Here is a 26685-nt window from a genome sequence, read left to right as displayed (position 1 = left end):
CCGTGCTACTTTGACCGCCGCGGCGGGCCCAGCAGACGCCGCGCGAACGCGTGGCACACGGGGAGGTGACCAGCGTGACGGCCCCGGGCGGTCTCAGTCTGGCCAGGGTGACCATCGCCGCCCCGCAGCGGCGGATGGACGTGGCGTTGCCCAACGGCATGCTCGTCGGGGAACTCCTGCCGCACCTGCTCCGGCACGCCGGGGAGGGCCTCGGCGACGTCGGCGAACAGCAGGGCGGGTGGGTGCTGCGCCGGGCCACCGGCACCCTGCTGGAGGCCACCCGCAACCTCGCCGTGCAGGGCGTCCGCGACGGCGAGCTGCTGCACCTCACGCCCGGCCGCGACGAGTGGCCCGAGCTGGCGTACGACGACGTGGTCGAGGTGATCGCCAGCGGCGCGCGGCGCACCGGTCGATCGTGGAGCGACGACGCCACCCGGCGGGCCGGGCTGGCGGTCACCGCCGCCCTGCTCGGGTTCGGACTGGTCGCGCTGCTCGCGGTCGGCGCGCCGTGGCGTACCCCGGGGCTGCTGGCGCTGGGGGTCGCGGCGCTGCTGGCGGTCGTCGGCCCGGTGCTGTCGCGGGCGGTGCCCGACGCCACCGCCGGGGCCGTGGTGGCCGCCGCCGGCCTGCCCTACGCGCTGCTCGGCGGGGCGCTGCTCGGCGCGCCGGACGACGCCCGGCTGGTCGATCTGGGGGCACCGAGCCTGCTGCTCGGCTCCGCCGCGCTGCTGGTCTTCGGCATCGTCGGCTACGCCGCGGTGGGCGGGGTGCAGCGGCTGTTCATGGCCGGGGTGGCGGCCGGGCTCACCGGCGTGCTGGCCGCGCTGCTCTGCTACGGCGGGGTCTCCCCCGCCGGTTCGGCGGCGGCGACGCTGACCACGGTGATCGGTCTGCTGCCCGGTTATCCGCTGATCGCCGGCTGGTTGGGCAGGCTGCCGGTGCCGGAGCTGCCCGACCGGCCGGAGGAGATCCTGACCGACCGGCCGGTGCCCGAGCGGGCGAAGGTCTTCGTGACCGTGGCACGGGCCACCGAACTGCTCACCGGGATGCTGCTGTCCGCCTCGGTCTGCGGCGCGCTGGCCATCGCGTTCCTGCTGGCCGGGGACCGTACCCCGGCCGGCGCGCTGCTGGCGCTCTGCGGCGCCGGCGCGCTGCTGCTGCGGGGGCGGCTCTTCCCCACCGCCGCGCAGCGGGTGCCGCTGCTGGTCAGTGGCCTGCTGGGGCTGTCGTCGCTGGCCGCCGCCACGCTGCTGGGCATCGCGCCGGGTGGTGGCCGGGTGCTCGTCTGGCTCGGTGTGGTCGCCGCGGCGGCGCTGACGCTCGTCGCCGGGCTGGTCTACAGTCGACGCCGGCCGTCGCCCTACCTGGGTCGGGCCGCCGACATCGCCGACGTGATCGCCATCATGGCGTTGATCCCGCTGGCCTGCGCGGTCATCGGCCTGTTCGGGGCGATCCGGGGGATGTTCGCCTCGATCGGCGGGTGAGACGACGATGACGACGCGGCGGGACCAGCTCCAGTCGTACCAGTTCATGACCCAGCGGGTGATGTCCGCGTTCGTGATGCGCGAGACCGACCCGCAGCAGTCGCCGCTGCGTCGGGGCATCGGCGCGCTCTTCGGTGGGCTGATGGTCGCCGTCCTGGTCGCCGCCGGGGTGGGCATCTACGGGCTGCTCACCAAGGTCGGTGGGAACAGTTGGCGGCAGCCCGGCGCGGTGGTGATCGAGAAGGAGAGCGGCGCGACCTACATCTACCTGGACGGGCGGCTGCACCCGACGCTCAACTACGCCTCCGCGCTGCTGGCGGCCGGCCGCCCCGGCACCCCGGTGGTACGCGTCTCCGCCAGCACCCTCGGCACGGTGCCACGCGGGGTGACGATGGGCATCCCGAACGCCCCCGCCTCGCTGCCGGCCGCGAACCGGCGGGCCGGTCTGCCGTGGACGGTCTGCTCCACCCCGACGACCGACGACGCCGGCCGCACCACCGACACGGTGACCCTGGCGCTGGCCGCCCGGCCGGCCGGCGGGCGGGGCGTCGGCGACGACGGGCTGCTCGTCAAGGACGCCACGCTGGGCATGAACTACCTGGTCTGGCACGGCCGCCGGCACCTGGTGCAGGGCTCCCGGGTGGTCGTGCCCGCCCTGTTCGGGGCGGTCACCCCGACCCCCGTCGGCACCGCCTGGTTGAACGCGCTGCCCGCCGGGGTGGACCTCGCCGCCCTGCCCGTCGCCGACCGGGGGAAGACCTCCCGGGAGGTGTCCGGGCGACGCAACGGCGACGTGCTGGTCACCCAGACCGCCTCCGGCCCGCAGCACTACCTGGTGCTCGCCGACGGGGTCGCCCCGATCACCCCGGTGCAGCAGGCCATCCAGGCCGGTCAGTCGGGGCGGCAACCCGTCCCGGTCGCCGTCTCCGACGTCACCTCGCTGCCGAAGAGCCAGCAGGTCCCCCGCCCGCCGGACCGGGGCCAGCCGCCCGCCACCCCGCCGAAGCTGCTCGGCCCCGAGCCGGGGCAGCAGATCTGCGCCGCCACCGCCGACGCCGGAACCCCGCCGGAGTTGACCGTGGGCGGCACCCTGTCCGACGCGGACCGGGCCGCGCCTACCGGTTCCGTCTCCCCCGACGGCATCCCGCTGGCCGACCGGATCGCCGCCCCCGCCGGCCGGGTCACCGTGCTGCGACTACCCGGCAGCCCCGGCGCGTACAGCATCGTCACCGACCTGGGCATCCGGTATCCGGTGCCGTCCGCCGAGGCGTTGCGCCTGCTCGGCTACCCGGCCCAGGGGGCGCTGACGGTGCCGCCGAGCCTGACCATGCTAATCCCGACCGGTCCCGTCCTGGACCCCCTGGCCGCGGTCCGCCCCGCGTCGATCACCACCGGCGGCTGACCGGCCCACCTGCGGTGCCGGGTCAGCGACCGGGCGTCGGATCGTCGAAGAGCTGCACCGGTGGGCCGGGATCGGTCGGCGGCGTCGACCGGGCGGGTGCCGGCGCGACGGCCGCCCGCCACCGGCGACGCCGCACCCGGGGCAGGGTCAGCGCGACGGCGCACACCACCAGGACGGTGGCGAGGGCGAGGGCCGTGCCGGCCAGGGCGATCCGGCGGCTCTCCCGTACCGCCGGGTCGGGCCGGTCGTCGGCGGGCCGGAACCGGGGCAGTGGGGCCGGTCGGGCCTGCGGCAGCAACTGGTCGTTGACCGCCCCGTACGGGTTGACGGTGCCGTGGCCGTACTCGGTGCGGTCGGCACCGGGGACCGCCGTCACGGTCAACAGCCTGACCAGTTCGCTGCGCGGCGTACCGGACCGCTTGGCGAGCGTCAGCGCCCCCGCGCCGGCCACGAACCCGCAGGCCAGCGCGGTGCCGTCGGCGGCCTCGACCAGTCCTTCACCGCGCTGGGTGGTGGTCACCGCCACGCCCGGCGCGACCAGGTCCAGGTACGGCCCGTACTGCGACTTCGGCCAGCGCCGCCCGTCCGGGCCGATCGCCCCGACGGCGAGCACCTCCGGGTAGCCGGCCGGATAGGACACCGGGTTGCCGTCGGAGCCCCGGTCACCGCTGGCGGCCACCACAAGGACGCCCCGGTCGACGGCCCGGCGCACCGAGTTCCGCAGGGTCGCGGCGTCCCGGTCGGTGGCCACGGTCACCGCGACCACCCGGGCGCCCCGGTCGACGGCCCAGTCGACGCCCCGGGCGAGCACCGCCGGGTCGAGCGGGGCGGCACCGGACGCCCGGTCGTCGACCACCCGTACCGGCAGCACCCGGGCGCTCGGCGCGAGGCCCGCGAACGGCGAGCCGCCGGCCTGCCGGGCGACGATGAGCCCGGCCACCCGGGTGCCCTGCCCGGTGCAGTCGGTGTCGGCCGGGCCGCTGCCCCGGACCGCGTCGAAGCCGCTGCCGACCCGCCCCCGCAACTGCGGGTGGTCGGCGTCCACTCCGGAGCCGAGCACCGCGACGGTCACCCCGGCCCCCTGGCTGAACGGCCACACCTGTTCCGGGGCGAGCACCTGCTGCGCCCAGGACGGCGTGCCGACCTGTTCGCCGGCCGGCGCGCAGTCGGGTGCCGCCGTGGCGGGCCGCACCGGGCCGACCAGGGCGGCGGCGACCAGCCCGACGGCGAGCGCACCCGCCACCGGACGCCGCCCCGCGCGGGCCGGTCCACCGGCCGTGGTCCGCTCCCGGGCCGGCCCGGTCGTGTCACCGGCCGTCGGTGACGCTGCGGCAGGGCCGGCGCGGTCCGGGCGACCGCCCGCACCGACCTGGTCGTCCGGCTGTGGCCGGACCGGCGGGTACCCCGTCATGTGTTCCTCCGTCCCGGCCTCACGCCGCCGGTTGCCGGCGGGCGGGCGGCAGCGCCGACCCGGTGCGCCCGTCGTCGACCCGGCCGACCCGGCCCCCGGCCACCGCGTCGACGGCCAGCTCACGCAGTGACCCGGGCACCGCGCGCAGGGCGTGCCAGAAGACGCCGAAGCTGTCGGCGCAGCGGTGCAGCAGCCGGTCGGCCACGTCGGCGGCGGTGTCGTCGTCGCGGGCCCGGGGGTCGTCGTCGTCCCAGTACCAGACCGACCCCTCGTCGCCACCGGCGACCCGGACGGCGAGCAGGCCGCCCTGCACGTGCCCGACGGCCAGGAAGTCGGCGGTGAACCGGTCGGTGAACCAGGCGTTCGCGTGGCACAGGTCCTGCATCCAGTCGGGCCGGACCACGCCGAACAGCGGCTGGTCGACGACGAACCCGAACCGGGGGTGCACGGCGGGCCAGTCCGGCCAGCCGCCGTTGGTGCGGGCCAGGAAGTCCCGGTAGCCGGCCGGCAGGGGGAAACCGAGCCGCTGCTCGACGCGGGCCACCGCCTGCGTGGTGAGCCGTTGCGCGAACCGCAGCGGCGGCGGGGTGGCCGTGTCCACCGGCAGGCCGCGCCGCCGGGGGTCGGCGTCGCCGGTGCTCACCCCGCCCAGGTGCCGCAGTGCCGCGTGCAGTTCCGCAGGCACCAGCGCGACCCGCCGGCTGCGCGCCAGGTGCGCCCAGACCCACCCCGCCGGGGTACGCCCCGACGCCTGCGGATCGGCCGGGTCGGGCACCGCCAGGTTGGCGGTGAGCACGTCCAGCACCCGGGCCTCGTCGATCCCGATGCCCGGCGGCAGCGGTGGCAGCTCCACCACCGCCCGCGCGTACGGCGTCCAGTCGGGAAAGCCGTACGGGTCGACCGGCACGCCCTGCCGGTAGCGGACCCGTAGCATCGGCGCGACCGGGTGGGCCACCCCGAAGGCGTACCGGGCTGCGGGGATCGGCCCGGCCCCGCTCACCGGCCCCACCCGTCGGGGGTGGGCCAGAGCAGGAGGAACGGGACCTGGTCGGCGGGGACGGTGACGCCGGCCGGGGAGTCCGGGTCGACGGCCAGGGCGTGCCCCGGCGGCCAGACGGTGAGCAGGGCGGCCATCGTGGCCCGCAGGCTCGGCGTACCGTCCGGGTAGGCCCGCGCGAACCGCTCCGCAGTGGTGAACACCTCGACCACCGGTGTCTCGCCCGCGCCGACCGCCCGCCACGGGAAGTCCACGTCGACCAGCCGGGCCGGGTCCGGCACGGGGGCGGCGGTGGGGAGCACCACCAGCGCATCGAGCAGCGCGTCCAGGTAGCCGGCGGAGTCGCCCCGCTCGGCCGCGTCCCGCAACAGCGCCGCGGTGTCCGGCTCGTCCGCCGGCCCTGGGGCGGGGGCCGGCGGGACGGGCGTGGTGGCCGGGTCGTCCGGCCCGTCGGCCGTCGCGGCGGCGATCTCGTCGTCGGCCGCCGCCTCGGCCAGCTCGGTGAGCAGTTCCGCACCGGCGGGCACGGTCAGCTCCCCGTCCGCCGCCGCCCGGACCGCCTCCACCGGCAGGTACGCGTCCAGCGGGGTGCCCGGGTTGACCGCCAGCCGCCAGCCGGCCACCGGCCACCGCTCGCACAGCTCGTCGTAACCGGTCACGGTGTACGCGTCGGCGACCCCGGCGACCTGCGGCGCCATCGCCTCCAGCGAGGTGAAGACGGGCAGGAACGGCGCTCCGAAAAGGTCCATCGTGACGAACCGCTGCCCGCCGTCGGCCGGGTCGTCGTCGCGCACCTGCGGCAGGAACAGCTCGGCCCGGGTGAGGATGCGGAAGAATCCGGTGCGGTCGTCATCGCGCGCCGCGCGCAGCAACGCCCGTTCGGTGTCGTTGGCCGGCTGCCACGACTCGTCCACGACGGGTCTCCCTCCCTGCCCGGTGCCGACCTGAGCCTAGCGATGTCCCACCGGCGGGCGGGACCCGCGCCGGGCGCACGCTAGGCTACGGGCCGGTCGCCGTCCGCCAATGTTCCGCAGGAGGTTCCATGCGACGTGTCGTCGCGGTCGTCGCCCTGGCCGCCACTGTGGCCGGTTGTTCCGCCGGCCCGTCGCCCGCCCCGGCACCGGCCCCGGTGGAGCACGTGGTCACGCTCACCGTCGAGGTGGTCGGCGGCGGGGGCGGGCTGTTCGGGATGGCGGTCACCTGGGGGCACAGCAGGTTGAAGACACAGTCCGCCACCAGCCTGACCTGGGCCTGGTCCCACGCGGTGACGCTGCGTTATCCGGACGTCGAACGGGTGTGGGTGTCGGCGACGCCGCAGGCCCGGCCGGGGGTCGACGAGCGGTTGGCGTACGCCGCCGGGATCCCGACGCTGCACTGCACGATCCTGCTCGGCGACCGGCTCGTGCAGGACCAGAGCAGCATCTCCCCCACGTGCGAGGCGAACCTGTCGGCCGGCCCACCGGCCGGCGGGACCCCCACCCCCGCGCGGCCGTCGGGCGGCACCGCCGGCTGACCGCGCCGCCGACGACGGCTCAGCCCAGGCGGCGCAGCGCCCCCACGTACGCCGACCGCACCGCGGCCAGCCGGCCGGTCCGGAACCGTCCCGGTTCCCGCTGGTAGACGGTGCGGCCCAGCGCCGTCCAGACCGCCGTGAACGGCACCCGGGCCCCGCCGAGCGGCACGAACTTCACCACCTCGTCGAGCGCGGCGACGGCGGCGGCCAGCCGGGACCGGCACCGCCGACGGTCCACCTCCGGCAGGGTTTCCGCCCCGGCCGGCACCCCCCGGGCGTGGTTTTCCGCCACCCACAGCCACTCCCCGGCGTCGATCAGCCGGGACGGTTCCGGGCCGCCGTACCGGAAGCCCTCCTGCACCCCGACGGGCACGGCGGGCAGCCGGAACAGGAAATCGCGGGGGGTGCCGCACCCCTGGCACGCGCCGGTGTAGCGGCGGGCCAGGTCGCCGTCGGGCAGGGTGAGCACGGTGGAGGCGCGCGGGAAGCCCCCCTGCCCGCAGCCGCACGGTTGCAGGTCCATGTAGAGGTGGGCCTCGTGGGTGGAGCGCGCTACCAGCGGCGTCACGCCGGGCTCCACGGCATGTGGTCGAGGTGGAAGTCCCGCACGACCTCGATCCGGCGACGCCGGAACCGCCCCGGCTCCCGCTGGTAGACCGTCCGCCCCCGGGTCGACCAGAACGCCGCCTCCGGCACCGCGTCGCCGGACACGGGCAGGAACTTACCGACCTCCTCCAGGGCGGCCACGGCGGTCCACCGCAGGTCCGCCGCCTCGGCGTCGTCGCCCTGCCGCTCGGCCACCTCCGCCGCCTGGCCGCACCAGTCGGCGACGAGCAGCCACTCACCGGGGTCGAGCAGGGCGGACGGCTGCGGGCCGCCGAACCTGCTGCGGGGGTGCGGACCGGCATCGGCGGGTGCCGTCCGCCCCTCGGGCAGGGCGAAGAGGAACTCGCGCTGCCCGTGGCATTCGGCGCACCGTCCGGCGTACCGGTACGCCGGACGGGAGTCCCGTGTCGTCGCCGTCGCGGTCCAGGCGGCCTCCATCGACCCGCACCGGGTGCACGGGTGCAACTCCAGGTAGAGGTCGACCTCGTCCCGGGTCCGGGCGGCGGGCAGCAGGGTCACTCGGTGTCCCGGTAGTGGCCGGTGTCCGGGTCGAGGCCCATGATCTCCCGGGCCCGGCGCATGTACTCGCGCTGCGCCTGCGCCGACGGCGACCGGCGCTGCGCCGAGTCAGCGCCCTCGGGGGTGAAGTCGGCGTCGTCCACCTGGTGCGTGGCCTGCCACCGGGCGTGCAGGTCGGCCAGCTCGCGCAGCCTGCGCTGTCGCTGCGGGTCGTCGGTCATCGCCTTCGGGTCACCTCCGGATGCCGCCCGCCCGGACCGACGGACCGGGGCGCACGTCATTCTGCCACCCGACCCGCCAGGCGTCGGCCCGCGGCACCCTGCCGGGTTCACCGCGCCCTGCCGGCGTCACCGCAGCCGTCGTCGTTCAGGCGAGCGGCAGTCGGGTGCCTACCGTCCGGCGCGACCAGGACGCCGGTCCGGCCGGATCACCGGTCACCTCCCACTCGTGGACGTCAACCGCTGCCGCCAGTGCCTCCAACAGGTGGTAGTCGTGCGACCAGAAGTGCAGCGTCCAGCTTCCGTCGGCCCGCCCTGAGAACGTCGGGGGCCCGACCGGGGGTGCCGACGGCACCGGGAAGACGGTGCGGAAGTGGTCCGGGTCGCGGACCAACCATCCCGGCGGAAACGCGGGGGTCGCGGAGAACGCGTACCCGAATCCGCCGTCGGGCGTCGCGCCGGAGTGGAGGATGGCGAGCAGTTCGGCGTACGCCACCGGATCGAGGTCCACCCCCACCCGCCGGCCCAGCGCCGCCATCGTGGCCGGCGAGTTCAACACCACACCCTCGCCGGCACGGGGGAACAGCAGGCCGAAGGTGGTGGTCACGGCACCGTTCGTGCCGACCACCTCGATCACCTCGTCGACCCAGCTCTCCCGCGCCACCGCCCAGTCCGCCGGCCGCGCTTCGTAGCCCATCTGGGCCGTCTCCAGCCCCAGCAGGGCCGGCCCACCGAACGTACGCCTCACCCGTTCGTCGCCGGTGAAGACGGCACGTTCGAGCATGTCGATCACCCGTCGGGTGTCCATCCACTCCTCCGTACCTGGCTGGGGTCGATCGGCGGGCCGGTGCGCCCGGTGGCGGGCACGCCGGTCACGACGGCACCCAGGGCACCCGGTTGAGGTAGAGGTCCAGCAGGACCTGCAACCGGCGACGCCGGAACCGGCCGGGTTCCCGGTGATAGACCGTACGGCCCCGCACCGACCAGAACGCCGACTCGGGTACGGCCTCCCCGTCGGCCGGGAGGAACTTGCGCACCTCCTCGATCGCGGCCACCGCGGTCCACAATGAGTCTGCCGCCCCCGTGTCGTCGCCCCGGGCATCCGACGACGACCATGCCTCGACACACCAGTCGGCGACGAGCATCCACTCGCCGGGGTCGAGCAGCAGGGAGGGTCCATCCCCACCGAACCGGGTCCTCGGACGGGGCCCCGGCGGAGCCGGTCCGTCGCCGTCCTCGGAAACCTCGAACAGGAGCTCCCGGTTCTCGTCGCAGTCGGCGCAGCGGCCGGCGTACCGGTGAGCCCGCCGCGACCGCACCGTCACGGGCCCGTCCCGCCAGGTGGTTTCCATCGAGCCGCAGCGCGGGCAGGGGTGCAGGTCGAGATAGATATCGGCCTCGTCCCGGGTACGCAGCGCCGGCAGCAGCACCACGCCGCCCTCGTCGTGCGGGTTCCCAACCGAACAGGAACCCGTCGAGGCGCCTTCCGGCTGCCGCCGGTCGGGTTCTCCACCGGCCGGGGTCATCGGTCGGTGCGGCGACGCAGGTCGTCGGCCAGCTCGCGGGCCAGTGCGCTGAGTGAGCCGTCGGAGCGGACCGGGCCACAGGCGAACCCGGGCCGGACCCGGGCCGCCAGTTCCCGCAGCATCGCCGCGACGACCAGGCCACGGGCGCTCGACATCGACACCAGTCCGGGAGCGGCCGGGCCGAGCCGCTCCTCGGTCACGCGTCCCGCGTCGACCGTCGCCCGCCACTGGGCGGCCTTCTCGTCGAGCCCGACCCGGCGCACCGTCGTACGACCGCTGGCGTCCCGCTCGTAGTCGGGCCAGACCAGCAGGTCCCGGGCGGGGTCGGCCGGTGGGACCGGGACGGTCAGGTCGTCGTCGCTCATCGCCACGTCCCCTCAGTAACCGGTGCCCGACTCAAGGTGCCGGGCGAGCCGCGTCGCCAGTTCCGCCAGCGAGTCGTCGGCCCGCACCGCCGGCGTGGACCGGCCGGGCTCGACCCGGGCCGCGAACTCCTCCAGCAGGGCCGCCACGACGTGGGCCCGCGCGGTCGAGAAGGCGATCACGTCGTCGCCCGCCCGGGGCCCGTCCACCGTCGACTCGGCCGCCCGGCCGGACTCCAGGGTCCGTCGCCACAGGTCGGCCGCCTCGGCCAGCCCGATGGGCCGCCGTACGCCGCGCCCGTCGCCGGCCTGCCCGTAGTCGTACTGGCAGAGCAGGTGCGCGGCGGCGTCCCGGTCCGGATCAGCGTCGGTCATCAGGCTGCGCCCCTCCTCGTCGGCACCCGCACGGTCGGCCGGTCGGTTCCGTCCCCACGCTAGCCGCCCGACCCGGCACGGTCGACGTCGGGAGACGGCCGGCCGGGCGTCGCCGTGCCGGTGCCGCCGTCGTGCTCTCGCCCGCCCTTGGCGGCGTCGGGGCGGGAGGCGTCGACGCGGGACGCGGCGTCGGCACGGGAGACGGCGTCCGGCTGCCGTGCCAGCACCGCCAGCAACTCCCGGGCCGCGTTGCCCGGCGGATACCCGGCGTCGAGGTGGCGGCGCAGGTCGAGCGCCCGCTCACGTTGGGCCGACAGGTCGTTCAGGAGCCGCTTGACGTGCTCGGCCCAGACCGGGACCCGCTCGTCGGCCACCCGATCCAGCAGCGCCCGCTGGTCCGCCGGGTCGACCGTGCCGTCCGGGCGGGTGATCGCCGCCAGTCCGCGTCGCCACGCGGCGACGGTGACCCCGTCCCGTACCGTGGCCGGCTCGCCCAGGGCGGCCGGCACGTACCTCGGGTCCCCGAAGAACAGTCCCGCGCCGGTGCCCTCGCCGACCAGCACGGGCACCCCCGCCCGGGCGGCCTCGCTGGCCACCAGCCCGAAGCCCTCGTGGATCGACGGCATCAGCACCAGGTCGGCGGTGTACAGGTCGGTCATCAGCTCCGGGCTGCCCGGCTTCACGAACGGCAGCACCCGGACCTCGGTCCCGGCCAGGTGGGCGAGGCGTTCGGTCTGCGCCGCGACATCGGCGGGGGGCGCGCCGCGCACGGTGAGCCGGACGTCGACCCCCTCGGCACGCAGGTGGCGTACCAGCTTGGCGGCGAAGTCGATGCCCTTGATCGGGTCGGTGGCGCGGCCCTGGACGACCAGGTCGAAGCCCACCCTGTCGGCCGGCCGGGCGGCCGGCTCGCCCGGCAGGCGGGGCATGTCCGAGATGATCTCGTGGGTCCGGGGCGGGTGGGCCGTCCCCTCGCCGGCCAGCCGGGCCGCCTCCTGACCGAGCAGCGGACCCACCCCGGTCACCAGGTCGGCACCGGCCATCAGACGACGTTCCGTCTCGGCGTGTCCCAGCCCCTCAGCGGGGTTGCCCCGCAGGCCGTCCAGCACCTCCGGCGCGGTGTGCAGCACGTGGACGTAGCGGGCCCCGGGGTAGAGCTGCTCCACCAGCAGCCGGGCCGCGCCACCGCTGAACCGCGAGTGACCGACCACGACGTCCACCTCGGGCGGCAGGTTCTCGAAGAGCATCAGCAGCGCCCGCGTGTCGGGCAGGCCCTTGGCGTCCAGCACCCCCCACACCGGTCGTACGCCGGTCACCTCCAGGTTGTCGGCGACGCGTTCCCGGACCAGGTCCGGCCGGTCCGGGTCGACCGCGGACACCCGCGCGTGCACCTGCGCCCCGGCCGCCGCGAACGCCTCGGTCAGCTCCCGGTTGGCCGTCGGCACCCCGCCGAGCTTCGAGTGCCATTCGGTGCAGGTGGTCATCACCCGCAGCCGCCCGGCGGCTTCCCCGGCCGGGGCCGGGTTCCGGCGGACCACCTCGTACGGGGAGAGTTCACCGTTCCAGTCGCCGTCGGCGACCCGGCCGCCCCGCACCCCGGCCGCCGCCAGACCGTCGTGCACGACCTGCGCGGTCACCTCGGGCCCGAACCGTCCGGTGAGGTGATCCCGCAGCTCCAGCGCACGCTCGCGGCCGGCGACGGCCTGATCGGTCAGCCCCTGGACGCGGTCGGCCCAGGCGGTGGGGACGGCCATGGGTTCGCCCACCACCGAGTCGCGCCCCAGGCCGGGCGGGACCCGGTCGGGGTCGGCGAGCAGCCGGCCGGCACCGGTCGCGCCGTCGACCAGGACGGGGACGCCGTGCTCGGCGGCGAGGACGAACCCGGGCCCGTAGCCGTCGCTCCGGGACGACGCCAGCACGACGTCCGCCGCGTGGAACGTCGCGGTGACCGCTTCCGCCTCCGTCGGCAGCGCACGGACCTCCACGAACGTGCCGGCGAGCGTGCTCAACTCCCGGCTGAGCACCTGCCGCACGCCGGGGTCGGACTCCACGCTGGTCACCACCAGCCGGGCACCGTCCAGACCCCGGGAGCGCAACTCGGCGACCACCCGGGCGGCCTGCCGGTGGGCGGCCGAGTCGCCGTCGTACACCAGGAGCCTGGGGCCTGCGCCGGTGCCGTCACCGACGGGCGGCACCGGGCGGGGCACGAACCCCGGCGTCACCTCGCGGATCTCCGGCATCCGCCCGCCCAGCCCGGTCAGCCCCTGCCGCAGCCCGTCCGCCACGTCCGGGCCGACGGCCACCACCAGGTCCGCCCGGGACAGCACCCGCAGGTGTTCCGGGTCGGTCGGCACCCGGTCGAGAAGCTGCACCACCGCGGCGTCCGGGTAGGCGTCCCGCCGCACGTCCGCGATGCCCGCCGTCTGCCCGTGGCCGACCAGCACGTCCACGTCGCCGGGCAGCCCGTCGGGGCGCAGCAGCGGGCTCAGCGACCCGGTGACGCCCGGGACGGGATCGGCGCCGAACACCCGCACCCCGGGGGCCGGCGTGGACGGCTGCGCCCCCGGCACCCGGATCCTCAGCTCGTCGCCGCGCCCACCGAGGGCCTCGGCCACCCGGTGCACCGTCCCGCCGGGGGCGACCCCCTCGGCGAAGCCGAGCATCCGCAGCGTCGGAGTCCGGGCCGGCGGGTCGGCACCGACGAGCGCCTCCCGGCCGGCGTCGCTGAGCCGCCCGTCGAGCAACCGCAGCCGGGTCGCCAGGCCCGGATCGTCCGGGTGCAGCCCGAGATGGTCGCGCAGTGCCCGCAGTTCGGTGCGGGCGTACGCCGCCTGGGCCGGGTCGTGCAGCAGGTCGGCCAGCACCTCCGCCTCGGCCAGCCGGCCCAGGTCGTGCGGGCTCAGGCCGACGCCGTCGGCCAGCGCCCCGGGGGTCAACGCGTCCGGGGCGAACGGGTCCAGCCCACCGGCCGCCCGCTCGCTGATCGCGGTCAGCTCGGCGGCCTCGTGGGCGACGGCCCGTGCCACGGTGACGTCGGCCGCTCGGTCGGACAGCTCGATCCGCCAACCGCCCCCGTCCGGCGGGACGGTGCCGTGCGGCAGGTCCCGCCCGTCCGCGTCGACCGGCACCGACCGGGCCACCGCGCCGTCGGGCAGCACGTCCGCCGGCACGGCGGTCAACTCCAGCCGTACGCCCCGCAGCGGGCTGTCGGGCGGCAACCGGCCCACGGTCTGCCGCAGGGCGTCGTCGCCGAGCTGCCGTACCAGCTCCGGCTCGGGGGTTTCCCGGCCGTACCCGTGGAACTGCGCGTCGGGGACGCGGGCGGCGGTGACCGGCGGATGGCCGCCACTGAGCAGGCCGTGGATCGCCGACGGGTCGGGCACCCGGGGCAGCCCGACGGTGTACGCCGAGCGGGGGTGCAGCGGGCCGGTGTCACTGACCGGCTTGACGCCCTTCCAGTCCGCGCCGAGCAACGCCCGCTTGCCGATCCACGCGGCGTCCCGCCCCTGGTGGTGTTCCCCCCAGCCGGCCTGGCTGATCTCGAACGGGGTCGGGAAGCCACGGGTGCCGAACGGGTGCCGGGCCGCCCGGTCCAGGATCTCCCGTCCCGCCTCCCGCTGCCGGTACGCCTCGGCGAGCACCCGCTGCGGATCGGTGGTGCCGTAGCGGGCCCGGAGCCGGTCGGGGTCCACGGGGCCGTCGGTGGCCCGGCCGGCCAGCGCGATGTCGACGTCCACCTCGCGCAGTTCGCCCCGGAGCCGGTCCAGCACGGCGTTCGCCCGGTGCCCGGTGTCCGGCGCCCAGTCGTAGCCGTCGCGCGCCCACGCGTACCCGCCGACGGTGGCGGCGGCGTGCACCTCGATCCGCTGCACGCCCGACTCCCGGTACCAGTCCTCCAGGTAGGCGTTCCACTCCCGGGCGAAGCCCCGACCCTGCACGCTCTCCGCGAGCCGCAGCGAGGTGTGCTCCACGAAGAGACTGCCGTCGTGGTCGCGCTGGAACACCCGCACGACCCGCCCGACGCTGCCACGTTCCGGATCGACGATGTCGGCCCGGACGATCACCTGGTCCCGGTGCACACCGACGCTGTACTCGTCGGCCAGGTCGACGCGAATCCGCAGGCCGGCGAACTCACGCCCGTCCAACTGGGCGGCGACCTCCGCGCGGACGACGTCCGACCAGGCCGCCACCTCCTCGTCGGAGGAGGGGAGCAGTTCGTCCAGCGACGGTCGGCGGTCCTCCTGCCGCCACCGGCGGTCGGTCCAGAGCTCGTCGTGACGGGAGTGGTCGCGTCCGTCGACGTGCGGAGAGTCCTGCGGCTGGGGAGCCTCGGGGACCGGTTCCAACTGGTGGACGGGATACCCGCGCCGGGCGAGGTCGGCGTCGAACCGGTCCAGCTCCGCACGGAGCCGTGCCTGGTCGATCGGGTTCGTCGCGGCACGCAGCTCCTCCAGCGCGTACCGTCGTTCCTCGGCGCGTAGCAGAGTGGCGGCATCCACCGCCGGGCCGGGCGGGCGCAGCCCACCCCGGGCGGACAGGGCCTCCCCCGTCGCCTCCCCTGGCGAACGGGGTCCGTCGGACGCCCAGGGCTGCGGCTCACCGGGAGCCGGGCGTTCGGCTGGCTCCGGCCACCCGACGGGAGGCCTCTGCGCATCGTCGCCCCGGGTTCGGCCCTGCCCCTCCGGGGCCGGCGGAGGTTCCTCCGTCGACCGGAACACACCGGCGACCCGGTCGACGATGCGCCGCAGCCCACCCCGGGGCCGTTCGGGGGCCGGGCCGGACGGGTGGAACCCGGGACGGTCCGCCGGGCCCCCGGGACCCCACTCCGCGAGCGGCGGGGGTGCGGCGGGGTCCTGGTGAACGGTCGGGGCAGAGCCACCCCGGTCACGCAGGGGCGGTTCCACCCGCGCCGCCTGTTCCCTGCCCAGGGCGTCCAGGTCGAGGCCGAACCGTTCGGCGACATCACGGCTCATCGGGCCGTGGAGGGTTCCCTGTCGCCGCTGCTCCGCCAGAGGGTGGGTGGCCTCCTCGATCGCCTGCCGCGCCCGTTCCACGAAGCTCTCCGGCGGCAGCTCGGCGAGCCGCCGGAGCATGTCCGGGGAGAGTGCCGAGCGGCTGGTGGGCGCGACGTAGCGGCTGGTTACGTACTCCTGGAGCTGCCGGGGGGTGAGGTCGGCCAGCGACCGGTAGCCGTCGGAGCGCGGCAGGCGCGGGTCTGCGGAATGGTCGGCCGAACGGAATCCGGCGAGCCCCCGCAGGAACTGCTGCTGCACGGTGAACGCCTGGAACTCACCCTCGAAGCGGAGGCTGACCAGGACTTCGTCCCGCGCGGTACGCGGAAGCCGGCCCTCGGCCACCGCTTCGAGCAGGTGCGACCCGATGTGGTCCGGGTTCGGTTGGAGGCGGTGCATGCCCTCGTGCAGCACGGTCGCGGCGAGGGCACTGATCGGTCGCGGCTGCCCGCCGTCCTCCGCAGCGACGAAGGTCAGCCCGTGCCGGGAGTCGAAACCGCCACGCGCACCCTGCGCGATCCACTGTTCGAGGGCGGGCGTGTACGCCTCGGCCGGCACCAGGGCGCGGGCGGAGTCGGGGTCCTTCGGGATGACGCGTTCGAAGGTGTCGGCCGCGTGCCGCTCGAACGCCGGCCCGAGCACGTCGCCGATCTTCGCCACCGCGATCGCCTGGTCGATGACGTGGAACCGGTGGGTGACCGGGTCCACGCTGACCACCCGGTGCGCCATCTCGACGGAGTTGAGCGGGTCCACCCCGTCCAGGTCCCGCCAGCCCGGGTCGGCGTGTTCCCCGCCCCGGGAGAAGTCCCGCCAGTCGCGGTAGCGGTCGGCGTACCCGTCGACCGCCCGACTCAGTGCGCGTACCTCCCGCACGACGTCACCGAGCGGGCCGCCGGCGCGGGCCCGGTCGGCGGCCGCCTGCAACCGGTCGGCCTGCCCGGCCACCGCGTCGAGGTCGGCGAGCCGGCCGGCGACCGCCGCCTCCGGGTACCGGGCGAGCAGGTTCTCCTTCGCCCTGCCCACCAGCTCGTGCACCTGCCCGGGCAGCTCCGCGCCGGTCCGGGTGCGGTGGGCCGGGAAGTTGCCGCTCGGCGCGAGTTCCTGACTGATCGGCAGCTCGTCGCCGACCCGTGGCGACCCGTCCGACGGCACGGCGGCATCCGGCACGGTGGCGGGGGGTGCGGCGTTCGGGTCGGCCGGGGTCCGCTGCGCGACCAGTGCGGTCGCCTCCGCCCGCAGCCGGGCCACCACGGCGTCGATCTCGGCCTGGCTACGCGGCTGGTAGGAGCCGTCCTCCCGGCGTACCGCGAGGTGTTCCCGGGCCCAGTCCCGCAGCTTTGCGGGGGTGGCCGGGTCGTCGGCGAGCAGGCCGCGCACGGTGTCCGGGGTCAGCGGCCGGGGCGGTACCGGCGCGGGGGCGGTGGCGTCCCGGAAACCGACCGCGTCGGCGTCCAGCACCGGCGGGTCCGGCCGCGCCGGTGCCTCCAGCGCCGCCAGCGCCGGCTCCGGTGACGTCCGCGCCGGTCCGGGTCGCGCCGGCCCGTCCGGCGGCGTCGCCCCGGCCCGACCCCCCTCCGGTACGCCGTCCGTCGGCACCCCGGCCCGGCCGGGCCCGACCGGACGGTCGAGCACCTGGTGGATCTCGCGGTGCAGGGTGCGCCAGGCGTCGCCGAGCTGCCGGTCGACGAAGGCGGTCCGCGCGGCCGGGTCGGCCGGCAGGTGCTCCGGCAACACGACCCCGGCCGGCTCCCGCTGCACCCACTGCCCGTGCTCGACCGTCATTCCCGGCCGTAGCACCACCGGCTGCCCGGGTGGCAGCGCCGAGTTGACCTGGAGCACCACCCCGACGCGCAGCCCGTCCGGGTACTCGACGGTGAGCAGGCGGGACGACCCGTCCCAGCTCGCCCGGTGCGGCTGGTCCACCGGCCCGGCGTCCCGGCCGGCCAGCAGCTCCCCCACGTGCCCGTCGAACGTCGACCGCACCGCCTCGGGCAGCGGCACCGCGGGCCCGGCCGGGTGCGTCCCGGCCGGCACCAGCTCGGCCGGGACGTGGCCCTGCGCTACGCCGCGTGGCTGCCCCCCGGCGGCCAGCTCGCGGCCTCGGCCTGCATCCGCAGGATCTTGCCGTACGCCTTCCTGTACTGCATGTCCTCCGGCCCGTCCAGCACCTGCCCCTCCCGGGACGCCTTCTGGATGACCAGCCGACGGTCCTTCTCCGGGTAGCCGAAGCTGTACTCGACCTCCCGACTGTCCTCCCGGACCATTTCGAAGTCCACCAGAATCGCCATCACCGGTTCTCCTCGGCCACGAGTTGTCCAGGTCCTCTCCGGTCCGGCCGGGCGCGACCCGCTCCCAATTGAACAGGCTCTGGGCGTAGGCGTGGGCATCCGGGTAGGTGGCCTCCGGGTGCAGCAGCAGGTAGCCCGACTCGGCCAGCTCGTGCTCCAGCAGGACCAGGTCGGGTTCGAGCGGGCGGCCCTCCCGCAGCCTGATCCACGCCTCCGCGATGTCCTCGTCGGCGTCGAAGCGTCGACGGACCCAGCCGTCCGGGTAGTCCCGCAGCACATGCTCGTCGACCATGAGGTGCTGTTTCACCCGGGCGATCTCGGCGTGGGTGAACCCTGTCGTGCCGCCGGGGCGGGCGACGGTGGCGAGGTTCGCCGCGATGTCCGCGACGTCACCCGGGTCGGCGCGGAACCGGTCGTAGGCCCGGTCCGCCCATTCCATCGCCCGGAGTTGGTCGCGGGGACGGATCGAGGCCCCGCTCTGCGCGTCCCGGTCCCCGGCCTCCCGGTGCTCCGCCCGATGGTCCTCGGGGGGCCGGTCCTGCGGGGGCCGGTCGGTGACCGGGCGGTCCTCGGGCCGGGGGTGCTCCGGGCGGGGATCTGTCCTGTTCATCCCGGCCGGGTCGGTGGCCGGCCCGGTCCGGTCGGTACCGGTGGCCGCCGGATGGTCCCGGATGGTGGTCGCCGGTGGTTCGGGGCGGTCGGCCGGCAACGGGGGTGGCGCGTCGTCAGGGTCCCGGCGTGCCGGCTCGGCGTCCCGCCCGACCGGCTCCACGTCCCGGTGTCCCGGGCCGGGATCGCGCCCGACGGACTCGCCCTCGCGCCCGGCCGGCCCGACCTCGTGACGTCCCGGCCCGGCGTCCCGGCGGACGGGATCGACGTCGCGGCGGACGGGATCGACGTCGCGGCGTCCCGGGTCGGCGTCGGCGCGGACCGGGTCGGCGTCCCGGCCGGGCGGTGGGCCGTCGGGGCGGATGGGAGCGCCGTCGACGGGACCGCGCACCGGTGCGGTGTCGGCCGGCGTCGGCCGGGTCGCCGGTTCACCGGCCGTCCGCTCGCCGGTCGGCGGGGTCGACTCCCCCACCACCCGGTCGCCACCCGGGCGGGACCACTCCCCCGGCGTCCGCTCGCCCCCGGGCCGCACCGGGTCGGCAGGCGGGCGGGCCGGGTCGAGGGACGGGCGGGCCGGGTCGGCCAGGCGGGTCCCCGCCTCCGGGGTACGCACCGGTGCGGGGTGGCGCGGGCCGCCGCCGTCGCCGGTACCGCCCACCAGGTCGGTGCGTTGCGGCAGGTCGGCCGGGGGCAGCTCGGGTCGCGGCGGGTGCGGACCGCGCGGGCCGCCGGGTGGGGGACCGTCGCCGTCGACCACCGTCGGGTCGGGCGACCGGACGCCGTCGCGGGCGAGCACGGTGCCGTCGGCGGCGATCGCCCCGCCGTCGAGCCGGTGGCCGTCGCCGTCGACGTGGGCCCAGACCGCACCCCGCTCGCTGTAGGTGACCCGCAGGCCGGCGGCCCGGTCGACGGCGGCCATCCCCTCGGGGAGCACCATCACGTCGCGCCCGATCCGCAGGTTCATCCCGCCGACCCGCACGGTGTCCAGTTTGTTCTGCGCGCCGAAGATGACGCCGGCCTTGGCCCCCTCCGCGCCGCCGTGCAGCATGTTCTGCAGGTCGAACTTCCCCTGCGCGGCGTCGGTCGCGCCGGTCACCAGGGCACCGGTGACCCCGCCGCCGATGACGTGGCCGGGGATGCCGCCGAACATCGACGCCCCGAACAGCCCACCCTGGACGGTGGAGACGCCGAGCTGGCCGAGGTCGAGGCTGGACCGTTCGCCACCGGCGATCTGGTACATCTGGCCCAGCAGGTTGCCGCCGCCCATGAACGCCGCCCCGAACGCCACCCGCTGGCCCAGGTACTTCGTCAGCTCCCGGCCGAAGGTGGTGGTGGCGATCTCGCGGGTCGCGTACTGGCTGAGGGTGGCCCGACTGAGCTGCTCGAACGCCTCGGTGCCGGCCAGCCGTACCCCGCCGCGGGTGGCGAGGTCGGTGCCGACCCGGGCGCCGAACTTGCGCAGCAGCTGTTCCTCGATCTCCCGGGCGAGCTGGTTGCGGGCGGCGAGCAGGCTGCGTCCGGCCAGCCGGCGGGACTCCAGCCCGGCCTCCCGGCCGAGTTGGCGCAGCAGTTCCCGGTTGGTGACGCCGCGCAGCCACTGACCGGCCATCCGGTCGGCGACCGACCGGGCGATGACGTTGCGCGGCAGGGTGTTGCGGGCGAGGGTGCCGGCGCCCTGCCGGATCACCGTCGGCAGGGTCTGCCGGACGAAGGCGGGGACCTGGGTCCGCGCGAACCGCGGTAACTGGGTGGTGACCAGCCGGGGGACCTGGGTACGGACCAGGTTCGGCAACTGGGTCCGCACCAGGGTCGGCAGCGTACGGGTCAGCAGCGCGGTCACCTCGGCGAGGGCGGCGCGCACGGAGATGCTGCCGATGGCCCGTACCGCGTTGGTGGCGGCGGCCCCGATCGCGGCCCGGCAGGCGGCGAACGCCCCCGGGATGCCGGCGGTGGACAGGCCGAGTGACGGGATGGCGGCGGCGACCAGCATGAACAGCGAGACGGCGAGCATGATCAGGCCGAGCAGGGCCATGAACTTCATCAGCTCGATCTGGAGCCCGAAGCTCTGCACCGCCTCCTCCATGGAGGCGAGGGTGTCGACCGTGCCGGCGAGCGATTCGAGATAGGCGAGCCATTCCCGGGTGAACACCTCGGCGGCCCCGTCGCCGCTCCAGTTGGTCAGGATGCCGTCGGCGGCGTGCACCGCCTCCTCGTAGAAGGCGGCGAGTTCCTGGGTCGCGGCACCCCAGGCGTCGGAAAGCTCGTAGACGGCGTCGATGTCCGACTCGGGGATCTTGCCGATGAGGATCTCACCGACGGTGGAGCGGACGCCCGGGATGGCGGCTTCGAGGTCGGAGAACCACTCCAGGATCTCGGCGAGGGCGTGGTCACTCTCGCTCACGCGGGGTCCTCCCCGGCACCGTGGGGTTGCCGGCCCGGGTCAGTGCCGGCCACCGGCCCGGTCGATGTCGGTGGCGTTGTCGTCGTCGGTGCCGGTGTAGCTCCACATGGCGTCGGCCACGTACGCGCCGAGCTTGTCCATCGCCTCGCCGAGCTTGGGCACGGTGGCCTTGACGGCCTCGTTCATCTGCTGCCCGCCACCGCCGGGGACCTCGACCGACTTGTGGTACGTCTTGAGGAACTCGTCGGTGAACTCGTCGCGCGGCAGCGTGCCAGGGGCGGCCTCCAGCGTGGTGATCGCGCCGAGCCTGCCGTCCATCGCGGTTCGCATCGACTGGCCGTTGATCCGGAGCCGGTTGGCGATGCCGAGGATGTCGGCGACGCTCGTCTTGATCTCGACGAAGCTACTCATCGTCGTCCCCCTTCAGGCGCACGTCGGCGTCGTGACTGTGCAGCAGCTTCTCCAACTGCGCACCGCCGGGGGCCATCCGGCGCAGGTCGGGGGCGAGGCTGCCGTCGAGGATCTCGCGGGACTGCTCGGCGGCGTCCTCCACGGCGAGGCGAACGGTCGCCACGATGGTGGCGGCCAGCGCCCTGGAGTTGGGGTTACGGAACACCCGGGGGTCGATGTCCAACTCCAGCAGGTGCCCCCGGGGGCCGACGACCGCCTTGACGGTGCGGTCGTCCGACCAGGCCGTGCCGGTCACCCGGAGCATCCGGCGCTGCACTTCGTCCATTCCGGACCAGGCCTTCTTGAGGTCACCGATCATGGCGGTCAACGCGCCGAAGTTCGGTCGTTCCTCCATCGTCCCTCCCCCGAGGTCCCTTCCGACGGGCAGCCTAACCGGGCCGCCCCGGCCCCGGCCGCCCCGCCGGTCCGCCGCCCTCCCGGGCGGGAGGGCGGCGGACCGGACGGTCACATGCCGGCGGCGATCTGCTGGTCGACCTGCTGCATCCGCTCGGCGGACGCGCCGAGCTTCACGCCGACCCGGGTCAGCGCCTCCTTGATCTCGGTGGCGCCCTGGTTCCACTTCTGCCGGGCCTCGTCGCACGCCTGCCCGGCCGGGCCCTGCCAGTCCTGCGCGAAGAGCTGGGTGAACTGGGTGTAGAGGTCCTGGAGGCTGCCGTCCATCTGGCCCTGGTAGGTGCCGATGGCGGTGGCCACGTCGGAGATCTGGGCGAAGTTGTAGGTGATGGGACTGCTCACTGGAAGGTCACCTTTCGCTGGTCACGGCGGCACGGGTCGCCCGGTGAGGGTCGACGGCCGCGTGGATGCCGGCGGCGTCAGCCGCGCAGGATGCTCATCACGCTGGCGTCGCCGGTCTCGGCGGCGGCCTGGCGGATCTCGGTCGCGGCGTCCTCGTCGTTCATGCCGTACTGCGTGGCGGCGCTGGTCATCTTGCCGGACAGCTCGTCGAGCGCCGAGATGATCTTCTTCAGGCCGTCGTTGAGCTGCACGGAGACGTCCTGAAGCGCATTGTTGGCCGAGCCGCGCATGCCGCTGCCGCCCAGCGCCTGCACCCGTTCGACGAGTCGCGCCATGCCCAGTGCGAGGCCCTCACCGGTCTCGTTGCACCGTTTCGCCATCGCGTTCAACTGATCCTGGGTGGCGTGAACCTGACCCAGTCCCGGAGTGTCGGTCAAGGTGGACTCACCCGCTCCTCTGCTTGCGCCCCCCGGTCAGGGAAGCGTCCCCTTGATGGTGGTGGCCGTCGTGGCCGACCCTGACGGTAGCGCCCCGTAACGAATCGGGCCACCTCACTTCGTCCGAAGTGGCTGGTCGGGGTGGCGACAGCGGTGGTACCGGGTCCCGGCGGTGGTCGGCAGCGGTTACGCTCGGGGCGATTTCCGGTGACACTCGGGCGGGGGCCCGCCGCACCAGGGGAGGTTCGGTGGCGGAGGACGACGGCGGCACGGGCGGCAACCCGTACCAGCACGAGACCGACCAGAACACCCGGACCGACTGGCTGGCCGACCAGAAGCCCGTCGACGTCGATCCGGACGGGCTGGTCGACTACGGCAGGAACATGGTCGTCATCCAGGAGAACCTGCAGAGCCACGGTGGCCGGTTGAGCCAGCTCGGCCAGTTGCCGCACCGCGCCTGGGAGGGTGCCGCGCTGCCCGAGGGCGTCTACGTCCGCACCCAGCTCACCCTGAACTACGCCGAGTTCCAGCAGTACCTGACCTACCTGGGCGCGGCGCTGACCAACATCGGCATGGCCGCGCAGACGGTGGCGGACGCCTACGCCAACACCGACGGCTGGTCGGCGGCCTCACTGGACGCGGTCCGGTTCGCCTTCGGGGAGGCCGACGCGCCACGTCCCGCCGGGCTGCCGCCGTTCGTCTCCGGCAAGACCTGGTGGGACCAGTACCTGGAAACGGTGTCGAGCGGGCAGACCACGACCGCCCCGACCCCGGAGCAGTTCGTCGACCAGGGCAAGCCGCAGGTCAACCCGGACGGCAGCATCACCTACACCGCGCTCGGCCCCGGCGGCGTGGTCCGGACCGTGGTCCAGCGCCCACTGCCCGGCGGCACCGGCACCGTGACGGTCACCACCACGACCGACGCCACCGGCAAGGTGCTCGACAGCAGCACCAGCCGGACGACCACGGTCGTCACCGGCAACGCGACGGTGGTCACCACCACCAACACCGACGCCGAGGGCCGGCGCACCGGCGGCAGTCGGGAGACCACGTCGTACGGCGTCGACGGCGGTCGTACGGTGACCAGCGAGCAGCTCGACGCCGCGGACAAGCCGACCGCCACCCGGGTCGACGCGCAGCATGCCGACGGGACGCACACGATCACCACGACCGACGGTAAGGGCACGGTCACCCAGGAGCTGCACATCGGCCAGGACACCGAGGGCGTGGACCCGGCCGAGCTGACCGACTCCCCCGCCAAGGCGGCGCTGGACGAGATCAAGCAGCACGACTACGGCATCTGAGCCCGGGGAGGACACGATGGCCGACTACTGGGGCGCCCAGGCGACGTACGCGCACGGTGGCCCGCGCGGCGAGGGCACCCGGTACGTCATGCCGCCGGAGAACCCGGACCTGAAGTTCACCCCGGCCCCGGGCGGCGAGGGCGGGGCCACCATCGAGACGGTCCGCCAGCAGGTGCTGGGGCAGCACCCGGAGGACATCTCGGCGCTGGCCGACCAGTGGCAGAACGCCTACAACCTGTTGCAGAGCATCCACCAGCAGTTGCTGTCCGCCAGTCAGACCCTGCACGACGAGCACTGGAAGTCACCGCAGGCCCGCGACGCGTTCCTCAAGGCGGGGCCGGGCAAGACGCTGGCGTACCTCGACGAGTGGATGGACGCGGCCCAGCACAACGTGACCGCGCTGCGGGCGATGGTCGGCATCGCCCGCGACTCCCGGGCGGAGATGGACCGGCTCTGGACGGAATACCGGGAGGCCATCGACGACGCGAAGAACTCCGACGGCTGGACGCAGTTCTCCGAGGGCTTCAAGCAGGGCTTCACCCTGGGCCTGTACGACGGCGAGAAGGGCATCCAGGCGGCCGAGGCCGAGGCGGTGCGGGAGAAGCAGGAGGAGTACAACCGCCGGGCGCAGGAGTTGGCCCGACGCACCGCCGACGACTACTTCGACACGTTGAGCAAGGTCAGTGGCGGGCACGGTCCGCCGTTCTTCCCGATGGACGCGGTGCTCAACCCGGTCGGTCACCCGCCGTGGCGCGGGCCGGTCGGCGCCCCGCCGCCGGTGGGGCCGCCCGGTGCCCGCCCGCCGGGAGTCGGCGCGACCCCGCCGCCGGCGTCGGTGCGGCCGGTGCCCCGTCCGGATGATCCGGACCGGTTGGCCCGGCAGGTGCTGGACACCCTGCGGCCGCCACCGGAGGCCGGTGCGCCGGCACCGACGCCCGGCACCGACGAGCGGGCGGGTCCCGCCGTGGCACCGCCGCCGGTGGTGCCGCCGCCGGTGGTGCCGCCGCCGCTGGTCGCGCCGCCACCCGGCCTGTCCACCGGGGCACCCGGGCCGCGCGGCGTGACCGCCAATGCCACCGGCGCGGGCCGGGCCGGGCTCGCCCGGCCGCCGGGCCTCGACGGGCTCGCCGGTGAGCGTGCCGGGCTGCGCAGCGGGGTGCTGCGCGGCGGTGCCGGCGCACCGGCGGTCAGCGAACCACCCCAGGCGTCGTTGCGGTCCCCCGGCGCGAACGCCACCCCGCCACCGACCGGCGGTCGGGCCGCGCCGCCGAACGGGCTGCGTGGTCCCGGTGCCGGGTCGACGGCGGCCCCGCCGACCGGTGCCCGGGGCACCCCGGCGACCGGTTCCCCGCACTCCCCGGCCTCCGGCCGGCCGGGCAGCGGGCAGCAGGCGGATCCGACCCGGCGGGGCAACGCCCGCCCGGGTGCCGGCGACGAGGACCTGTTCGGCCGGCCGGCCGGGGAGACCACCGCGCCGGTGTTGCAGAACCGGCGTCCGCCGGAGCGACGCACGTCCGGCGGTGCCGGTCGCGCCGCCGGTGGGCAGGCCGGCGACGCCTCCACGCCGACCCGGCCGGGGACCGCCCCGCCCGTGCTGGGCAGCCCGGCCCGGGGTGCCGAGGTGACCGGGACGCCCCGGTCGAAGCGCCGTGACCGGGCCGGTGCGGCGCAACCGGTGACGCCGGGCGGCGAGTGGTGGGGTGACGGCCGGTCGGAGGCGACCGCACCGGTGCTGGACGCGCCGGCCGCACCACTGTCAGGGGGGCGGGTGTCCCGGTTGGAGGAGGTGCCGGGCGCGTTGCGGGGCCGGCCGGTGGCCGGGCCGGCACCCCGGCGGGCGCGCGGCGGGCAGCCGGTGCCGCCGGAACTGGCTCCCCGGCGGACCACCGCCGCGAAGCGGGACGACCGGGACGAGCACCGCGACGGTCCGGGGATCGTCACCGACGAGCAGGCGTTCAGTGTGGAGACGCCGGGTGGTGGTGTGCTCGGCAAGCAGGCCGAGGACCGCTCCTACCGGGCCGAGCCGAAGACCGCGCTGGGCGGCAACTGACCGCGTTCCGGCCGGCCCGCCACGGGCCGGCCGGAACGCGCCAGGTCAGGACCAGCGTTCGCCGGTCAACCGTTCGTAGACGTCGACGTAACGGGCCCGGGTCGCCTCGACCACGTCGGCGGGGACCTCGGGCGCGGGGGACCGCTTGTCCCAGCCACTGCTGGTCGCCCAGTCCCGCACGTACTGCTTGTCGTAGGAGAACTGGGTCCGGCCCGGCTGGTACGACTCGGCCGGCCAGTAGCGGGACGAGTCGGAGGTGAGCACCTCGTCGCCGAGGACCAGGGTGCCGTCCGCCGCCCAGCCCAGTTCGATCTTGGTGTCGGCGACCAGGATGCCCCGGTCGGCGGCGAGTTCCGCGCCCCGCCGGTAGACGTCCAGGGTGATCTGCCGCAGCCGCTCGGCGGTTTCCGCACCCACCTTGTCCACCACGTCGGCGAAGGTGATCGGCTCGTCGTGCTCCCCGGCCGGCGCCTTGGTCGACGGGGTGAAGATCGGCTCCGGCAGGATCGACGCCTCGACCAGGCCACGCGGCAGCGGCACGCCGGAGACCGCGCCGGTGCGCTCGTACTCCTTGAGGCCACCGCCGGTCAGGTAGCCCCGGGCGACGCACTCGACGGGCACCATGTCCAGCCGGCGGCAGCGGATCGCCCGGCCGGCGAACTCGGCCGGCACGTCGGTGGTGGAGACGACGTGGTGCGGCACCAGGTCGGCGAGTTGCTCGAACCACCAGAGCGACAGGGCGGTGAGCAGCCGCCCCTTGTCGGGGATCGGGGTGGGCAGCACCACGTCGTAGACGGAGATCCGGTCGGAGGCGACCAGGATCAGGTCGTCGCCGTCCGCGTAGACGTCCCGGACCTTGCCCGAGTGCAGAAGTTCCACGTGCCCTAGTACACCACGGGGACGACGCCGGCCGGGTCGCCCACCCGGGCGGCCGGCGGGCGGCGGGCCGGGTGGGCGTTGACACC

21 protein-coding genes are annotated in these 26685 nt (G+C 75.5%); 5 read left to right on the top strand and 16 right to left on the bottom strand.

Features of this window, described 5'->3' with window-relative positions; all coding sequences use genetic code 11:
- Positions 1 to 74 precede the first annotated feature (74 nt).
- Positions 75 to 1484 carry a type VII secretion integral membrane protein EccD gene (gene eccD / locus ACN260_RS03885; protein WP_422754733.1) on the top strand — a complete coding sequence of 470 codons (1410 nt, stop codon included), beginning with the start codon at positions 75 to 77 and terminating at the stop codon, positions 1482 to 1484.
- A 7-nt stretch (positions 1485 to 1491) separates the two neighbouring features.
- Positions 1492 to 2886, top strand: coding sequence for a type VII secretion protein EccB (gene eccB / locus ACN260_RS03880; RefSeq protein WP_422754732.1), 1395 nt, complete (start codon positions 1492 to 1494; stop codon positions 2884 to 2886).
- Positions 2887 to 2908: 22 nt separating this feature from the next.
- Here eccB and ACN260_RS03875 read toward each other — a convergent pair whose 3' ends face one another.
- Genes ACN260_RS03875 through ACN260_RS03865 form a run of 3 tightly spaced genes read right to left on the bottom strand, consistent with a single transcriptional unit; the run spans position 2909 to position 6208 of the window.
- Positions 2909 to 4297, bottom strand: a complete 1389-nt coding sequence (locus tag ACN260_RS03875; RefSeq protein ID WP_422754731.1) for a S8 family serine peptidase — start codon at positions 4295 to 4297, stop codon at positions 2909 to 2911.
- A 19-nt stretch (positions 4298 to 4316) separates the two neighbouring features.
- Entirely contained in the window at positions 4317 to 5297 is a 981-nt protein-coding gene (locus tag ACN260_RS03870) for an SMI1/KNR4 family protein (protein WP_422754730.1), read from the bottom strand.
- Positions 5294 to 6208 carry an SseB family protein gene (locus ACN260_RS03865; RefSeq protein WP_422754729.1) on the bottom strand — a complete coding sequence of 305 codons (915 nt, stop codon included), beginning with the start codon at positions 6206 to 6208 and terminating at the stop codon, positions 5294 to 5296. Before ACN260_RS03865 ends, ACN260_RS03870 begins: the two co-directional genes overlap by 4 nt.
- Positions 6209 to 6336: 128 nt before the next feature.
- Between ACN260_RS03865 and ACN260_RS03860 the strand changes: the two genes are divergently transcribed.
- Positions 6337 to 6807 carry a hypothetical protein gene (locus tag ACN260_RS03860; protein ID WP_422754728.1) on the top strand — a complete coding sequence of 157 codons (471 nt, stop codon included), beginning with the start codon at positions 6337 to 6339 and terminating at the stop codon, positions 6805 to 6807.
- 19 nt (positions 6808 to 6826) lie between these two features.
- Here ACN260_RS03860 and ACN260_RS03855 read toward each other — a convergent pair whose 3' ends face one another.
- The 12 genes from ACN260_RS03855 to ACN260_RS03800 all read right to left on the bottom strand — a co-directional run bounded on the left by ACN260_RS03855 (position 6827) and on the right by ACN260_RS03800 (position 22366).
- Positions 6827 to 7375 (bottom strand): hypothetical protein, encoded by a 549-nt coding sequence (locus ACN260_RS03855; protein WP_422754727.1) that lies wholly within the window; start codon positions 7373 to 7375, stop codon positions 6827 to 6829.
- Entirely contained in the window at positions 7372 to 7932 is a 561-nt protein-coding gene (locus ACN260_RS03850) for a hypothetical protein (RefSeq protein WP_422754726.1), read from the bottom strand. Before ACN260_RS03850 ends, ACN260_RS03855 begins: the two co-directional genes overlap by 4 nt.
- Positions 7929 to 8153 (bottom strand): hypothetical protein, encoded by a 225-nt coding sequence (locus ACN260_RS03845; protein ID WP_422754725.1) that lies wholly within the window; start codon positions 8151 to 8153, stop codon positions 7929 to 7931. The genes ACN260_RS03850 and ACN260_RS03845 overlap by 4 nt, the downstream gene beginning before the upstream one ends.
- A gap of 145 nt (positions 8154 to 8298) precedes the next feature.
- Positions 8299 to 8958 carry a hypothetical protein gene (locus tag ACN260_RS03840; protein ID WP_422754724.1) on the bottom strand — a complete coding sequence of 220 codons (660 nt, stop codon included), beginning with the start codon at positions 8956 to 8958 and terminating at the stop codon, positions 8299 to 8301.
- 64 nt (positions 8959 to 9022) lie between these two features.
- Complete coding sequence (locus ACN260_RS03835) at positions 9023 to 9583, bottom strand: hypothetical protein (protein ID WP_422754723.1); 561 nt, start codon at positions 9581 to 9583, stop codon at positions 9023 to 9025.
- Between the two features lie 89 nt (positions 9584 to 9672).
- Complete coding sequence (locus ACN260_RS03830; RefSeq protein WP_422754722.1) at positions 9673 to 10041, bottom strand: hypothetical protein; 369 nt, start codon at positions 10039 to 10041, stop codon at positions 9673 to 9675.
- 12 nt (positions 10042 to 10053) lie between these two features.
- Positions 10054 to 10413 (bottom strand): hypothetical protein, encoded by a 360-nt coding sequence (locus ACN260_RS03825; protein WP_422754721.1) that lies wholly within the window; start codon positions 10411 to 10413, stop codon positions 10054 to 10056.
- Positions 10414 to 10472: 59 nt separating this feature from the next.
- On the bottom strand, positions 10473 to 20723 hold the full coding sequence (locus ACN260_RS03820; protein ID WP_422754720.1) for a glycosyltransferase: 10251 nt from the start codon (positions 20721 to 20723) through the stop codon (positions 10473 to 10475).
- A gap of 39 nt (positions 20724 to 20762) precedes the next feature.
- Positions 20763 to 21134 (bottom strand): hypothetical protein, encoded by a 372-nt coding sequence (locus tag ACN260_RS03815; protein ID WP_422754719.1) that lies wholly within the window; start codon positions 21132 to 21134, stop codon positions 20763 to 20765.
- Positions 21127 to 21528, bottom strand: a complete 402-nt coding sequence (locus ACN260_RS03810; protein WP_422754718.1) for a YbaB/EbfC family nucleoid-associated protein — start codon at positions 21526 to 21528, stop codon at positions 21127 to 21129. The genes ACN260_RS03815 and ACN260_RS03810 overlap by 8 nt, the downstream gene beginning before the upstream one ends.
- 110 nt (positions 21529 to 21638) lie before the next feature.
- The gene (locus ACN260_RS03805; protein ID WP_088644222.1) at positions 21639 to 21929 is read right to left on the bottom strand and encodes a WXG100 family type VII secretion target; all 291 of its coding nucleotides are present in this window, start codon (positions 21927 to 21929) and stop codon (positions 21639 to 21641) included.
- 77 nt (positions 21930 to 22006) lie between these two features.
- Positions 22007 to 22366, bottom strand: coding sequence for a WXG100 family type VII secretion target (locus ACN260_RS03800; protein WP_422754717.1), 360 nt, complete (start codon positions 22364 to 22366; stop codon positions 22007 to 22009).
- A gap of 248 nt (positions 22367 to 22614) precedes the next feature.
- Here ACN260_RS03800 and ACN260_RS03795 point away from each other — a divergent pair, with 248 nt between their 5' ends.
- Together ACN260_RS03795 and ACN260_RS03790 are read left to right on the top strand one after the other, a co-directional pair.
- Complete coding sequence (locus tag ACN260_RS03795) at positions 22615 to 23670, top strand: WXG100 family type VII secretion target (protein WP_422754716.1); 1056 nt, start codon at positions 22615 to 22617, stop codon at positions 23668 to 23670.
- A 16-nt stretch (positions 23671 to 23686) separates the two neighbouring features.
- Positions 23687 to 25720, top strand: coding sequence for a hypothetical protein (locus ACN260_RS03790; protein WP_422754715.1), 2034 nt, complete (start codon positions 23687 to 23689; stop codon positions 25718 to 25720).
- Positions 25721 to 25765: 45 nt separating this feature from the next.
- On the opposite strand, the gene ACN260_RS03785 is transcribed toward ACN260_RS03790, so the two are convergent.
- Positions 25766 to 26599 carry a phosphoribosylaminoimidazolesuccinocarboxamide synthase gene (locus tag ACN260_RS03785; RefSeq protein ID WP_145921574.1) on the bottom strand — a complete coding sequence of 278 codons (834 nt, stop codon included), beginning with the start codon at positions 26597 to 26599 and terminating at the stop codon, positions 25766 to 25768.
- Positions 26600 to 26685 lie beyond the last annotated feature (86 nt).

It is taken from the genome of Micromonospora sp. WMMD708, from assembly GCF_049315245.1.
Classification (GTDB): Bacteria; Actinomycetota; Actinomycetes; order Mycobacteriales; family Micromonosporaceae; genus Micromonospora; species Micromonospora wenchangensis.
Note: the sequence above shows the minus strand (reverse complement) of the source record. Positions and strands in the feature narration are given on the sequence as shown.